Source organism: Bacteroides sp. HF-4919, assembly GCF_018860125.1.
The window spans coordinates 35,545-50,761 of record NZ_JAHKNF010000019.1 but is presented as its reverse complement, the minus strand read 5'-3'; the positions used below and the strand labels follow the sequence as shown (position 1 = coordinate 50,761).

The window sequence follows — 15,217 nt, the reverse complement described above, 5'->3', positions numbered from 1 at the left end:
TCCTGCAAATCCAACTGTTTTATTTGTTATTTCGGGTTGTTGGGGCATAGCAGGGGTGATTGATAGATTATTACGTACATTTGGTAAATACAGTCTCGGGAAGAAACAGATTCTATATAGCAGAAATTTATTATAAGATTTTAGAAAATTATTCGCAATGGCTTGACAATAAGGGAGGTGCCGAAGGTTAATTCACCGGGGCACTTCCCTTAAGTTATCAATGGCTACTATTTACAATCACTCTTTTACTTTCTCAATTTGGCGAATAATACGATATTATTGTCGTTTTCATTGAGAGACTTAATTAAGTCTTGTACCTTTTTCTTTCTGTCAGCTGCCAGTCCTTTCTTATTGACTTCTTTCTCAAGCATTTCTTTCAATGCCAGTGGTTCCATATTAGTGACATAATACCCATTACTGAATGAAGGATAGATTGTCGAACTGGGAGTAGTAAGGAAGTCGTTGTAAAGACGCACATAATTGCCGTGCAAAGTTTTCTTGTTAACTATGTAATAAGCCGGTTTAGAACTGGAGAATGTGTTTTCGTCTACTTGTACTGGGAAAGATACATCGCCTATGAAATGATTGGGTATTTCATAATAACCGTGCCAAGGCAGATTATCGTTTGATGGATATTTTACAGTAAAACGCCCTTCCAGTTTGTTTTTTGCGGCATTATAGTGGTATAGAGTATCTACACTTGGTTTAGGCATAATTTTGAGTAGCATGACATCATAAGCAGAGGTATTATTTCCCATCAATACTTCGTTGCTGAAATCCTGTGGCATAGAAAGACTGCCCGGTGCTACAAAGTTTTTACGCTTACCCTTTAAATCTTGAGTCCATACTACTGCAGGCCAGTTGGGGAATGGCAAAACGGTGACTGTGACTTCTGATTTAGCAGTATCTACCCGGAATTTTCCTTTGGGAACTCGCAAACATAGGGGAATAGGGTCTAATGCATTGCCTTTTAAGTCAAATACCAATATCTTGTTGCTTTGCCAGGGTAAAATGTAGATGCGGTTATTTGCTTCGTCCAGTTGTTCGGCATATGTATTGAGGTATTCGTTTGGTCCCTGTCCATACGATCCGATAGTGGCAATAAACTTACCCGAACGATCGAATAGTTTGTAAGGGGTCTGTTTGTTATTGCTTACTAAAATATATTTCTCTCCGACGGTCGTCCGTACCCAGCCACCAATAAGCGCTTCATCCCGATTGTCGAGTTTTACAATTTGTAATTCTTCTGTCAACTGGCTCAATGGGAAATTTACGGTATCTTTCAGTGCTTTTAAGTCGCAACTGATCAACGGGCCATTGGGAGTGTTTGTAAGTTTGGCAACTGTGGGTGATTTTGCGAGTGGATCGTTGTCCCCTGTTGCAAAAGCAAAAGTTGGCAATAAACAGCAGATTGCCAAACTGTGATAAATCATTCTGGTTTTCATAAGCATAAATAATTAGATGAATAATCAAACACGTTTTGTAATAGCAAAATTAGCTATTAGTGGGAGGGAGGACAAAAAAACAGGCGGACAAAAATAGATATCTGTATGTTGTTTAATTTGTTGTTTTTCAGTGTGCTAGTTGTATGTCCCCCTTCTTGTCCGGCGGACAACTATTATCAGAAACTTTGGAGAATGGTGTCTAAACTGAGAGTTTCATCAGAAATATGCATCTTTTCTGTTTTAATTCGGTACTTGCGTTTAGTGATGGCTGCTTTACTGACACAATAAATATCCGATAGGTCTTGTATGTTCACATTGATCTTTACCAGGCAGCAAAAACAAATATCTTTCTCACTGAGTTGCGGATAATTTTCTCGCAGCCGGTCAACGAAATTATTAAATGCATCATTTACCGCTTGTTTTACTTCGCTCCATTCTGCATCATTTACAGTGATTTTCCGGCTGTTTGGACCATCCTCCGGAGAGCTTTCTGTATGGAGGGAAGGAAGCTTCTGGAAGAAAGAGATGTGACGGAATAGGGCTTCACGCATTTCACTTTCTTTATTACGCATGAAAATCTCTTTTTCGCGTAGCGCACTTAGTTCAGCTTCTTTATGCAATAATTCATTCTCGTGTTGCAATCGGCGAGCCTCTTCTTCTGCCTGTTCTGCTTGCAGTTTTCGCTCCGATAGCAATCTTTTCTTCTTTTCCTGATGATAGAAAAATGATATCAGTAGGGCTATGAATAATAGAATAACTGTGATTCCCATCATCCATAATTCTTTCTCTTGCTGAGTGAGACGCAGTTGATACAGTTCATTCTGAAGCTTGGCTTCGTTGTATTTTCTGGTAGTCTCTTCTGTTTTAACGTTTAATGTAAGATTGTCATACAGTATATCTTCATTTTTTGCCAGATAATATGCCTGCTCAGGATATTGTGTCGCATTTATTAACCGGAACAGGCGGGAGGTTGCTTCTGTCGCGATATATGGTGAGGTTGAGATAGCTGCTTGTTTATAATAGTATTGGGCCGAATCCAGTTGGTGCAAGGATTGGAATATTTGTCCGCGGATCAATTGATAGTAAGGTACGTCATAACGATTACGGCGATACGAGCGGAGCTCCAGCATGGATTCCAGTGCTTTGTTGAAATCTTGCTGCTGTAGATGATAATTCACAATATCTTCGGCTATGGAATAGTTTAGATAACGGTATTCTTTTGAAGGGGCAAGCCATTCAAGCATCTTATAATATCCTTCTATTGCTTCGTCTGTCTTTCCCATTTTTTTTAATATTTCCAATCGGCTCCGATGGTCGTAAAATAAAGATAGAGTATCATTAGATGGATTATTCAGTGTCAGTACGCTATTTGCCAGATCAAGGGCCTGCGAATATTTTTTTAGATTAAAGTAGGCAAATTTTTGCATGTTGTAATAATACCTCTGTTGGCTATATGTCATATACTTTTTCTTGTTTTGAAGGGATGAAGCGACATGTAAAACAGAATCCGGCTGGTGCTTGTAAAAGTAACTGTTAGCTTGTTCCAGTTGAGCCTGTAACCATTGGGCTGTATCTCCATATTGTAAAAAAAGTGGGATGCATACTTTAAGTAGAGAATCTTTGGGCTTTTGAGTTTTCCACAATGTGGCTTTGTATAATTGGAAGCAGTATTCAGCCCGCTGTTTATTGGTTAGATGGTTTGGCTCTTGTATTTGTTGAAGATAAAACAGCATACTGTCTGTAGAGATTTTTTCCATTTCTACAGACTTACTAAGCAAAGTTCGTGTAGAGTCTTTGCATCCGGTCATTCCATATGATAACAAGATAAGACAGAGTGTGGTAAGGAGGTTTTCTTTCATTATAACTTTGCTCTTCATAACATTATCCAGCCCAATTCTCTCGATCTAAGTTCCGGTAGCTGATGGCTTCTGCCAAATGCTCTGGTTTTATTTGTTCGCTTCCTTCCAGATCGGCTATCGTACGAGATACTTTCAAGATACGATCATAAGCGCGGGCTGAAAGATTGAGGCGTTCCATGGCATTTTTCAACAGTGACAAACCTTTTGTTTCAGGCTGTGCAAAAGCCGATAGTTGCTTGCTTGTCATTTGAGCATTGCAATAAGTTCCCGGATAACAAGCAAATCTTTCTTCCTGTATCTGTCGGGCCTTGATCACTCTTTGCCTGATGGCTGCACTGGATTCTCCTTGTCGTTGTTCTGAGATCTTTTCAAATGGTACAGGAACTATTTCAATTTGAATATCAATCCGGTCCAGTAGAGGACCAGATATCTTATTCAGGTATTTTTGTACTTGTCCCGGATTACAGACACATGGTTTGGTCGGATGGTTGTAATAGCCACACGGGCACGGGTTCATAGATGCTACCAGCATGAAACTGGCAGGATAGTCAATCGTGCTTTTTACGCGTGAAATGGTGATACGACGGTCTTCAAGAGGCTGACGCAATACTTCGAGCACACTGCGGTTAAACTCCGGTAGCTCGTCCAGAAAGAGGACTCCATTATGTGCCAGGCTGATTTCTCCCGGTTGCGGAAAACTGCCTCCGCCTACCATAGCTACTTGTGAGATGGTGTGGTGTGGATCCCGAAAGGGACGTTGGGATATCAGAGAAGAGTTGCGCCCTAACTTGCCGGCTACTGAATGTATTTTGGTTGTTTCAAGGCTTTCACCTAAGGATAGAGGGGGCAAAATGGAAGGCAGCCTTTTTGCCATCATCGATTTACCGCTGCCCGGCGCTCCTACCATAATGAGGTTGTGGCCTCCTGCAGCCGCCACCTCAAGTGCACGTTTCACATTTTCTTGTCCTTTCACATCTGCAAAATCGTATTCAAAGTCACTTTGGCAGGCATAAAATTCTTCACGGGTCTGGACTGTAGTCGGTGTCAGTTCGTGTTTATCATTGATGAATTCAATAACTTCCTGTATATTACTCACTCCGTATACCGACAAGTGATTGACTACTGCCGCTTCCCGTGCGTTTTGCAAAGGAACGATTAACCCGGTAAATCCTTCTTCCCGTGCTTTGATAGCTATGGGCAAAGCTCCTTTGATGGGTTGGATTGTTCCATCGAGGCTGAGTTCTCCCATTATCATATAGCGAGATAGTTTCTGGGATGAAATAGTCTCGCTGGCAGCCAACATTCCGATAGCCAATGGCAGATCGTAAGATGAGCCCTCCTTGCGGATATCTGCCGGGGCCATGTTGATAACAATATTGCTGGTAGGCATCTTGTACCCGGTTACTTGCAGGGCAGACAGAATACGCTGGTGGCTTTCTTTGACTGCTGAGTCGGGAAGGCCTACCATGTAGAACATGCATCCTCGTGAACTGTTGACTTCTATAGTGATGAGGGTTGCTTCAATGCCTTGTACAGCCGCTCCGAATACTTTTATAAGCACGTGTTTCTAATGATTTTGAGGTTAGTGACTCGATTTTAGCGTTTAGTTCTTCCGGATTTCTTTTCTTCGGTTTTCAGTAATTCTTTTAGTTTATTGGTAAGTGCTTCTCCTTTGATGTCTCTTGCCAGAATTCTGCCGGTTGGCGAGATCAGGATATTGGTTGGTAGCGTCAGTATTGCATATTGCTTCGCTGTTTCTGAGCTTAAACCGGTAAAATCGCATACTTGTTCCCAATTCAGGCTATCTTTACTGATGGCTGTTTCCCATGCTTTCTTATCTATATCAAGCGATATGCCTAATATGGCAAAGTTCTTGTTTCTCTTATATTCCTTATTTAGTTTTTTCAGCTCTGTATTGGCTTCGGATGGTTGGTCACACCACGAAGCCCAGAAATTAAGTAGAAGATATTTGTCTCTGAACTTTTCAGCTGAACGTGATAACTTCTCACCTTTTTTATTGGGTAAACTAAAATAAGGAGCAGATTTACCAACAGTCACTTTTTCCAGTTGATCAATATAGTCGCTGATGTTTTCAATATAAGGACGATCAAGGAGTGCTCCCGTCATGCTTTCGGTTATTTCTTTTATTTTGGTATAATCCGGCTGTGGTATCTGCACAAAATATTTGTCGAGGAGATAAATACTGGCCAGTGAGGAGTTGTGTTGTCGGATAAATGTTTCGGCTTTTTCCTGCATCATTTTATTGGATGCCTGACCCAAACTTTTCTGTTCTTTCATAAAAAGACTCAAGCTTGTGTTCGGTTCATTGCCATCTATGTCCAAATGGCTGAGATCATTGGCATTTCCCTTTATCTTAATTTGGTTTCCTTTGTCCAGGAAGAGCGGATACTCTACATTCCCGTTTATCAGGAGTACAGTTGCTGTGAGCGTATCGATTACTGTCGAATCTACGTTGAGATTGTAGCTAAACTTACCTTCTTGTGCATAAATAGTATCTATGCGATCATATAGAGCGTCTGTTCCATATAAGTAGAGTGTGTCGTTAGTCAGTCCCTTAAGTTCACCTTCCAGACTGATTTGGGTGCTGTTGCTTTTACAGGCAAACAGGCAAAACACGGTAATAAATAGAATCCCTATCTTTCTCATTCTTATTTCTTTTCTGCGAAAGTAAGGGTTTTGTAGATAAAAAAAAAGAATTGCCCGCCATTTATGTGGCGGACAACTCCTTTTTTATATTTTTCTCAATTAAGTCTCGCTTATTTTACGATGTTCATGAAATCAGAATTCGTATAATATTTAGCGAACTCAAGGTCTGTAGCAGCTTTCTTAGCCAAAGCCGGGTTCTTAGCTACAGCGCTCTTCAAGCTGCTTGTCAGCATAGAAGTGTTGTTAGTTCTTGCACCCAGAACAGCCATCAGATAGTCTGTGTAAGCATCCGGAGTTGAGATACCAGCCAAAGTGTTTTTAGCTTTGTTGTAGTCCTTAGCCAGGATCTGTGCCAAAGCAGCACTGTTTGTTTTAGTGTCTCCAAATGCGTTTACTGCTCTTTCGTATTGTCCCTGAGCTACGTACAGGTTACCCAATGTTTCGTTCAGTTCTTTAGCACCGGCAGCTTTACCTAAGTATGACTCAGCAGCAGCTTTGTCACCCTTAGCCAGAGCGATCAAACCTAAGTTCATGTTTACTTCAGGAGCAGCTTTAATGCTTTCTGCTTTTTTCACGTATGATTGAGCCTTGTCCAAATCACCTGCTTGATAAGCCAGTTTACCCAAGTTGTTGAATGCACGGTAGTCATTCGGGAACTGCTGAGAAGCTTTTGTATAGATGTCAGCCTTCTTAGCCGGGTCGTTAGTCAGTGTAGCAGCATACAGGATTTCTTCCAGATTCAACTGTTTCGGATCTGTTGCAGCCAGATTAGCGATTTCTTCATCAGACTTACCGATGATTTCATAGTTCAAAGTCAAACGAGAACGACGCAACTGCGGCAGGATTTCGTCAGCCAAAGTTTTGTATACAGAAGAGATGTTTTTGATTTCTGTCTCTCTTTGTTCCGGATCCTGATACATAGACAGAACACGAAGAATCAGTTCTTTATCCTGAATGTTTGATTTAGAAACCAGTTCCTGGAAACCTTCCCAGTCCTGAGCAGTATATTTAGCATCAACCGGAACTTCGATTTTAGCTTTCTTCAGGTCTTTATTGATCAGTTTAGTTGTGTTACCTTCACGGTTCTCAGCCAAACCTGTGTTCAGTTTCACACCACCATCAGGAGAAGCATAAGCCGAAATTTCGATATTGCTGATCTTTTTGTTTTCTGCATCGTTTACGTTAGCAACTTCCTTGTTGAATTCCTTAGCGGTTTTCAATTCGCTTGAACGGATGTTAGCCTGTTGGATAAGGAACATGATGTTAGCGTTGTGTGCTTCTTTGATGATACGTTGGAAAGCGTCGTCACCCAAAGCCGGATTAGCGCTGCTCAAAGTATTGTTAATCAATTCAGAAGTAGAGATCACACCGTCTGCGATCTTCACTGCAGGGATAGCGATTGTTTTTTTTCCAACTTTTGCGTTGAATTCAAGGTACAGTTCAGACTTGGCCATTTCAGGAACATAGTCGAATGTAGTTTTCATCGTGTAATTACCACCCATCTTGTAAGAGATAGTCTGGTCGTTACCTTCTACCTTTTCACCCTGGAATACAGCAGGCTGTCCTTTCACTTGTCCACCTTCCCATTTCAGGACCGGAGTTACTTCAACAACTGCGTTCTTTTTGAAATACTTTTCAGGGAACTTTCCGTTGATAGTCACAGGAACTTTACCACCTACAGCTTCCAGTACCTGAGGAGTCGTAGTGAAGTAATCAGATGACAGTGCACCCATTTTGTTGCTACATGATGACAATGCAACAACCAATGCCATAAGTAAAGGCAAATACAACTTCTTGATCATTTTAGGTATAAATTAAATGTTTGTAATTGAAATTTTGTCTATTCAATACGCATCTGTGGATTGCCCATAAATGCCACGCAAAGATATTAATTCTTATACATTTAGGCAAATACACCCTTAATTTTATTATAATTTAATGAAAACTGTCGCATTCCTGAGCTGTTCAGCACTATTTCTCTCTCTAAATAACGCCAAACCAGACTTTATTGTTTATTGAAATGCCTTTTTTCTTGCCGATATTTGATGTTGCGCGGATGGTGTTCTATGATTTCACTTCGCAGCATATTACGGTCGATATGTGTGTAAATCTCGGTGGTCGAAATTGATTCATGTCCGAGCATGCATTGAATAGCTCTCAGGTTGGCGCCTCCTTCAAGAAGGTGTGTTGCGAAAGAATGCCGGAATGTGTGTGGACTGATGTTTTTGGTGATACCTGCCATATCGGCCAGTTCTTTGATAAGATGAAAGATCATGATACGTGATAGGTGTGTTCCCCGTCTGCTTAAAAACAGATAATCCTCATAATCTTTTTTTATGTTAATCCGGTTTCGATCCATGAAATAGTATTTTATTTCCTGAATGGCTCTGGGGGAGATGGGCACCAATCGTTGTTTACTACCTTTTCCTTCTACTTTAATGAATCCTTCATTAAAATAAAGATCTGATAGTTTTAAGTTGGTTAATTCCGAAACCCGTAAACCACAGCTATAGAGTGTTTCCAATATTGCCCGATTTCGCTGTCCCTCATTTTTGCTCAGATCTACTGTTGAGATAATACGGTCTATTTCCTCTACAGTCAATACTTCCGGTAGTTTAAAACCAATCTTGGGACCTTCCAGTAATTCACTCGGATCAGCTTCTATATAATCGGCCATTATCAGAAAATGGAAGAAAGACTTGATGCCGGAAATGATGCGTGCCTGTGACCGGGCATGGATACCGATATCATGCAGTCCGGCTGCAAAACGCTGAAGGTCTTTCAGGCTGATTTCCAGTATATCCACACCTTCGGCCGATAAAAAGTTCAATAGCTTGTCCAAATCCGTCAAATAAGCATCCAATGTGTTTTTGGATAATGACTTTTCCAGTTTCAGATACTGTTGGTACTTTTTGATAATCAACCCTTGCACATCCTTCTTTTTTGTTTTTTCGTCTAATTTCATTTCTTTTTTCTACCTTTGCATCTTGAAATATTGTTCTCGAAGACAAAGGTATTAAAAATAGCAGGATTGTGTTATGAGGATACAAATTATTAATGGTCCCAATATTAATCTTTTGGGCAAGCGTGAACCTTCTATATATGGAAGCGTTACATTTGAAGAGTATTTGGGTGAGCTTCGTAAAAAATATCCCGATGTGGAGTTGGGTTATTTCCAGTCGAACGTTGAAGGAGAAATGATAGATAAAATTCAGCAGACCGGTTTCGATGTGGATGGAATCATTTTGAATGCAGGAGCTTATACGCACACTTCCATTGCTTTGCAGGATGCCATCCGTTCCGTTCCCTCTCCTGTGATTGAGGTTCATATTTCCAATGTTCATGCCCGCGAGTCGTTCCGTCATGTTTCTATGATTGCTTGTGCCTGTAAAGGTGTGATTTGTGGATTTGGATTGAACTCATATCGTCTGGCACTTGAGGCTTTATTAGATAAATAGGTATAAATATAAATAGGTAGATAGATTATGTTGCTGAAACAGACTAAAATCGTAGCTTCCATCTCAGACAGACGTTGCGATGTAGATTTTATAAAAGAGTTGTTTGATGCAGGGATGAATGTGGTTCGTATGAACACAGCTCACGCCAGTCGTGAAGGGTTTGAAGCGTTGATTGCCAATGTTCGTACCGTGTCCAATCGCATCGCTATCCTTATGGATACTAAAGGCCCGGAGGTACGTACCACTGCCAATGCGGAACCAATACTTTATCAGATTGGCGAGAAGGTTAAAATTGTGGGGGATCCCGAACGTGAGACTACCCGTGAATGTATTGCCGTTTCTTATCCGAACTTCGTACACGATTTGAATATAGGTGGGACTATTTTGATTGACGATGGTGATCTTGAGTTGCGGGTTATTGATAAAACGTCCGAATATTTGCTTTGTGAGGTACAGAATGAAGCAACTTTGGGGAGCCGTAAGAGTGTAAATGTTCCCGGGGTCCGCATCAACCTGCCTTCTCTGACTGAAAAAGATCGTAATAACATTCTTTATGCGATAGAAAAAGATATCGATTTCATAGCACATTCTTTTGTACGTAACCGTCAGGATGTGCTTGATATTCGTGAAATTCTGGATGCACACAACAGCGATATCCGTATTATTGCTAAGATAGAGAATCAAGAAGGTGTAGATAATATAGATGAGATTCTGGAAGTTGCTGATGGAGTGATGGTAGCTCGCGGTGACTTGGGTATTGAAGTTCCACAGGAACGCATTCCGGGAATTCAGCGTACATTGATACGTAAATGTATTCTTGCCAAGAAGCCGGTAATCGTAGCTACACAGATGTTACATACGATGATAAATAATCCGCGTCCGACTCGTGCTGAAGTAACCGATATTGCGAATGCTATCTATTATCGTACGGATGCTCTGATGTTGAGTGGTGAAACCGCGTATGGTAAATATCCGGTGGAGGCTGTGAAAACCATGACTAAGATTGCTGCGCAGGCTGAAAAAGACAAATTGGAAGAAAATGATATCCGTATTCCTCTGGATGAGAATAGTAATGACGTGACTGCTTTCCTTGCCAAACAGGCTGTGAAAGCAACTACTAAACTAAAAATACGCGCTATCATTACTGATAGCTATCAAGGGCGCACTGCACGTAATCTGGCTGCTTTCCGTGGTAAATATCCGGTGCTTGCCATTTGTTATAAGGAGAAAACGATGCGTCACCTGGCACTCTCTTATGGAGTGGAGGCGATCTACATGCCTGAGTTGGCCAACGGACAGGAGTATTATTTTGCCGCTCTGCGTCGTTTATTGAAAGAAGGACGTTTACATCCTACTGATATGGTGGGTTATCTGAGTAGCGGTAAAGCCGGGACACAAACCTCTTTCCTTGAGATCAATGTCGTGGAAGATGCTTTGAAGCATGCCGGTGACAGTGTATTGCCTAACAGCAACCGTTATCTGTAGGATGAGATGAAAGAGACCGATCTTTTAGACGAATATATCCTAAAGCATATCGATGAAGAAGGTGAATACCTGAAAGCTCTTTATCGGGATACGCATGTCAAGCTTCTGCGTCCCCGTATGGCTTCCGGTCATCTGCAGGGGCGTATGTTGAAGATGTTTGTTCGTATGATACGGCCTCGTCAGATATTAGAAATAGGAACTTATAGTGGCTATTCCGCCCTTTGCTTGGCCGAAGGACTTGAGGAGGGTGGAATGCTCCACACATTTGAGATAAATGACGAACAGGAAGACTTTACCCGTCCCTGGCTCGAGAATTCAGTTTATGCTGATAAAATTAAATTCTACATTGGAGATGCTCTCCAATTGATACCTGCATTGGGAGTTACGTTTGACCTTGCTTTTGTGGATGGTGATAAACGTAAGTATATTGAATATTATGAGATGACTCTTGCGCATCTTTCTCCCGGAGGATATATCATAGCCGATAACACTTTATGGGATGGTCATGTGCTGGAAGAGCCACATAACAACGACTATCAGACCATCGGTATTAAGGCTTTCAACGAATTGGTGGCACATGATGAACGAGTGGAGAAAGTAATCCTCCCTTTGCGTGATGGACTGACCATTATTCGTAAAAAGTGAGATGTGTATTAGTTGATTACTCTTTAGCATTGGAAGAATAATTCAATAATGAAGATTAAAAATAGTACATATTTTATCTGTCAAACGATATATTTCTCTAATTTTGTGTTCTATTGTAACAAGTGCTAATTGCTTGTTTGATAAAATAATTACGTAGAAAGTTTATGGAAACAACGAGACAGAATAAGATAGCCCGTTTGTTACAGAAAGAACTCAGTGAGATTTTTCTGTTGCAGACCAAGGCCATGCCCGGTGTGTTGGTATCTGTCAGTGCTGTACGTATCAGCCCTGATATGAGCATTGCCCGCGTATATTTAAGTGTCTTCCCTTCTGATAAAAGCGAAGAAATGGTAAAGAATATCAATAATAATATGAAGTCCATCCGTTTCGAACTCGGTACCCGTGTTCGTCATCAGTTGCGCATTATCCCCGAATTGAAATTTTTTGTGGACGATTCGCTGGACTACATTGAAAAGATAGATGCCTTGTTGAAGTGAATCTTCCCTTCTACATAGCCCGGCGATATCTTTTCTCAAAGAAGAAACACAATGCCATTAATATCATTTCGGCTATTTCCGTGTGTGGAGTAGCATTGGCTACGATGGCAATGGTGTGTACACTTTCCGTATTCAATGGTTTTCAGGATACAGTAGCCGATCTGTTTACTGTGTTTGATCCGGAACTGAAAGTGACGATTGCCGAAGGGAAAGTTTTCGATGCACAGGACCCGCGTATTCAGGCTATCCGGCAGATGCCGGAAGTAGATGTGTTGACTGAAACACTTGAAGAGAATGCGATGGTGCAATACAAGGATCGTCAAACAATGGCTGTTATAAAGGGGGTACAAGATAATTTTGAGCAGTTGACTGCGATAGATAGTATCCTTTATGGAGCAGGCGAGTTTTTGTTGAACGATTCTGTTGTGGATTATGGAGTGATGGGGATTGAGCTTGTCTCTACGTTGGGGACCGGAATCAGGTTTGTCGATCCTTTGCAGGTATATATTCCTAAAAGGAATGGAAAGGTTAATCTTGCAAATCCGGCTGCTTCCTTTAATATGGATTATTTGTATTCGCCCGGTGTAGTGTTTGTAGTCAATCAGCAGAAGTATGACGGACAGTATATTCTCACTTCGTTGGATTTTGCCCGGCGTTTGCTTGATTATACTACCGAAGTGTCTGCAATAGAACTGAAACTAAAGCCGGGATCTAATATTTCTGTAGTGAAAGAAAAGATCGGGAAGGCGTTAGGAGATGGTTTTGTTATTCGTAACCGTTACGAGCAGCAGGAGGATGTGTTTCGCATCATGGAGATAGAGAAATTGGTTTCGTATTTGTTTCTTACCTTTATTCTCGTGATCGCCTGTTTCAATGTGATAGGTTCGCTGTCGATGCTTATTCTGGATAAAAAGGAAGATGTGAATACACTTCGTAAATTGGGAGCTGACGATCGGCTTGTTTCGCGTATTTTCCTTTTCGAAGGATGTATGATTTCCTTTTATGGAGCTATAATCGGGATTATACTCGGCTTAGTTCTATGTTGGGTTCAGATGGCCTACGGGATAGTTTCATTGGGTGGAGGTAATGCTGCAGGTAATTTTGTAGTTGATTCCTATCCGGTCAGTGTTCATTTGGGGGATGTCATCGTGATATTTATTACCGTATTTACTGTCGGATTTTTATCTGTCTGGTATCCGGTAAGGTATTTGAGTAAACGTTTACTGAAAATGTAGAGAACATTTTGATCGATTAAATTGTTCTATTAGTCGATTTCCATTTCTTATTTTTATAGAAATGTTTATTTTTGATTTATTAATGAAAATCATCATGTTTATATATAGTGTTAATAGTATCTCTGTGAAGAGAGAATTGTTATGTAAGTGTAATACCTCTCTATGAAAGAAAGTTTCGTTTTTCATAAAAAACTGATGATCGGCGCTGTTCTGTCCCAACGGGGAAGAGCAGCGCTACTTCATTTATAATGAAAGGAATAATGTGTAAAGCTTGATGTTTTTTCTTAGAAACTTCAAAGCATCGGATATGTGGTGTTCCACTGTTCTTTCCGATATTTGCAGTTTCTCTGCAATTTCACGATAAGAAAGTTCTTCGTCCCTGCTCAGACGGAATACTTCCTGTTGCCGGGGTGGTAACATTGAAATAAGTGATTCGATATGTGTCCGTAGATTGGCTGCATCCAGTTCTTCTTCTATATCATATGACTCTTCTACTGCTTCTATCACTGACAGTTGGTAGAAAGCCTCGTTCAGATTCTTGCGGGAGCGGTTAAAAACAAGGTTACGCATGGTGATGAACAGATATCCTGCAAAATTTTGCTCTTCATCCAAAGACTCTCTGCTCTCCCAGATTTTAATAAAAACCTCTTGAACGATTTCTTCCACATCAACCAAAGAAGTGACATAAAGTCGCGTAAAGTTGTAAACCTTAGCCCAATAAGAGTGGTACAGGAATGCAAAGGCAGCTTTATCATTGCGGGTCTTCAGTTTAATAATTGCTTCTTTTTCGTTCATTAAGAGTTACGTTTGGATTACAAATATAGCATACTCAATTTATAAAACAGAAAAAAAGCGGAAAACATATAGGGGGGAATTTTATAAATTGTGTATTTATGAATAGATTTATAAATATAGCTTGGGCTTTTGGAAAGAAATATAAAGAATATGAAGATTTCTAATAAATACGATCGGCTTGTCCGCAAATTGATTGCCGGTAAGTCTTCTCCGGGAGAAGTAGAAGAACTGGCGCACTGGAATGTTGTGGAGACAAAGATGAAAAAACAATTTGATGCTGCAAGGAATATAGTGGATGATGCTGCTGTTGAAAGTAGGATTTGGAATAAGATTGATTCTAAATGTCAGACTCCTTTTGAGCGTAAGCAACGGCTCCAGCTCAGGTACTTGAAGATTGCTCTCGCTGCATGTATTACAGTGTTATTGGTTGTTGGGGGAAGTATCTTCTTTTTTAATGAGGAGCCTGTCACTTCGCAACATATCATTGAGTATACTGAGATTGTTTCTTCAAATAGTCGGTTGTACGTGCTCCCCGACAGTTCAAGGGTTTGGATGCAAGCCGGAAGTCGAATCCGTTTTTCACAGGACTTTATGGATAAACGGGAAGTATGGTTGGAGGGAGAGTCTACTTTTGAGGTAACCAAACGTAAGGGACGTAATTTTAAGGTATATATTGATCAGGCATTTGTAGAAGTCAAAGGGACGGTTTTTCGTGTTCAGTCCACCCGGCAGTATGGTGCGGAAGTGACTCTTTTCAGTGGAAAGGTTGATTTCAACGCTAAGGCTTCGCAGAGGAAGATTGAAATGAAACCTTTGCAACAGGTTATTTTTCATCCCGAAAAGGATGAAGTGATATTAAAGAATATAGGTAATATCAGTTGGGATGAGGGACGTTACAAATTTGTCGACATGCGTATGGATGATTTGATAGAAGCCATTCATGATATTTACCATATTCCGGTAGAGCTCGACGAGAAAGTATCCCGAAATGACTTGTTCACAGGCTATATGCGTTATGATGACCCCGCATCTAAAGTTATCGAAAAGATTTGTATCAATATGAATTTGAAATTTAGAAAAGAAACACAGAGAATCATTATTTATAAATAATCGCTTTTTTATCAATCACTA

General features: G+C 40.6%; 13 protein-coding genes. 6 read left to right on the top strand and 7 right to left on the bottom strand.

The window, feature by feature from the left end:
- Nucleotides 1–245: 245 nt before the first annotated feature.
- From KO473_RS22585 to xerD, 6 genes are all read right to left on the bottom strand, one after another.
- Nucleotides 246–1,445: a 6-bladed beta-propeller gene (locus KO473_RS22585; protein WP_005822411.1), complete on the bottom strand. Its 1,200-nt coding sequence runs from the start codon at nucleotides 1,443–1,445 to the stop codon at nucleotides 246–248.
- A 176-nt stretch (nucleotides 1,446–1,621) separates the two neighbouring features.
- Nucleotides 1,622–3,322, bottom strand: coding sequence for a hypothetical protein (locus tag KO473_RS22580; RefSeq protein ID WP_005822410.1), 1,701 nt, complete (start codon nucleotides 3,320–3,322; stop codon nucleotides 1,622–1,624).
- A 4-nt stretch (nucleotides 3,323–3,326) separates the two neighbouring features.
- Nucleotides 3,327–4,865 carry a YifB family Mg chelatase-like AAA ATPase gene (locus KO473_RS22575; RefSeq protein ID WP_005781730.1) on the bottom strand — a complete coding sequence of 513 codons (1,539 nt, stop codon included), beginning with the start codon at nucleotides 4,863–4,865 and terminating at the stop codon, nucleotides 3,327–3,329.
- 35 nt (nucleotides 4,866–4,900) lie between these two features.
- Complete coding sequence (locus KO473_RS22570) at nucleotides 4,901–5,971, bottom strand: TlpA disulfide reductase family protein (protein ID WP_005822408.1); 1,071 nt, start codon at nucleotides 5,969–5,971, stop codon at nucleotides 4,901–4,903.
- Between the two features lie 110 nt (nucleotides 5,972–6,081).
- A complete protein-coding gene (locus tag KO473_RS22565) occupies nucleotides 6,082–7,773 on the bottom strand; it encodes a tetratricopeptide repeat protein (RefSeq protein WP_005811783.1) in 1,692 nt (563 codons plus the stop codon).
- A gap of 203 nt (nucleotides 7,774–7,976) precedes the next feature.
- Nucleotides 7,977–8,936, bottom strand: coding sequence for a site-specific tyrosine recombinase XerD (xerD, locus tag KO473_RS22560; protein WP_005822405.1), 960 nt, complete (start codon nucleotides 8,934–8,936; stop codon nucleotides 7,977–7,979).
- Between the two features lie 73 nt (nucleotides 8,937–9,009).
- On the opposite strand from xerD, the gene aroQ reads away from it, so the two are divergent.
- The 5 genes from aroQ (at nucleotide 9,010) to KO473_RS22535 (ending at nucleotide 13,291) form a co-directional block, all read left to right on the top strand.
- Nucleotides 9,010–9,429: a type II 3-dehydroquinate dehydratase gene (gene aroQ / locus KO473_RS22555; protein ID WP_005781735.1), complete on the top strand. Its 420-nt coding sequence runs from the start codon at nucleotides 9,010–9,012 to the stop codon at nucleotides 9,427–9,429.
- A gap of 27 nt (nucleotides 9,430–9,456) precedes the next feature.
- Complete coding sequence (gene pyk, locus KO473_RS22550; RefSeq protein WP_005781737.1) at nucleotides 9,457–10,914, top strand: pyruvate kinase; 1,458 nt, start codon at nucleotides 9,457–9,459, stop codon at nucleotides 10,912–10,914.
- A gap of 6 nt (nucleotides 10,915–10,920) precedes the next feature.
- On the top strand, nucleotides 10,921–11,559 hold the full coding sequence (locus tag KO473_RS22545) for an O-methyltransferase (RefSeq protein ID WP_005781739.1): 639 nt from the start codon (nucleotides 10,921–10,923) through the stop codon (nucleotides 11,557–11,559).
- Between the two features lie 164 nt (nucleotides 11,560–11,723).
- On the top strand, nucleotides 11,724–12,056 hold the full coding sequence (rbfA, locus tag KO473_RS22540; RefSeq protein WP_005781741.1) for a 30S ribosome-binding factor RbfA: 333 nt from the start codon (nucleotides 11,724–11,726) through the stop codon (nucleotides 12,054–12,056).
- Complete coding sequence (locus KO473_RS22535; RefSeq protein WP_005781743.1) at nucleotides 12,053–13,291, top strand: FtsX-like permease family protein; 1,239 nt, start codon at nucleotides 12,053–12,055, stop codon at nucleotides 13,289–13,291. Before rbfA ends, KO473_RS22535 begins: the two co-directional genes overlap by 4 nt.
- A 243-nt stretch (nucleotides 13,292–13,534) precedes the next feature.
- Here the strand turns inward: KO473_RS22535 and KO473_RS22530 are convergent, their stop codons facing one another.
- Nucleotides 13,535–14,086: an RNA polymerase sigma-70 factor gene (locus tag KO473_RS22530; protein ID WP_005781745.1), complete on the bottom strand. Its 552-nt coding sequence runs from the start codon at nucleotides 14,084–14,086 to the stop codon at nucleotides 13,535–13,537.
- A gap of 129 nt (nucleotides 14,087–14,215) precedes the next feature.
- Here KO473_RS22530 and KO473_RS22525 point away from each other — a divergent pair, with 129 nt between their 5' ends.
- A complete protein-coding gene (locus KO473_RS22525; RefSeq protein WP_005822402.1) occupies nucleotides 14,216–15,196 on the top strand; it encodes a FecR family protein in 981 nt (326 codons plus the stop codon).
- Nucleotides 15,197–15,217: the final 21 nt, after the last annotated feature.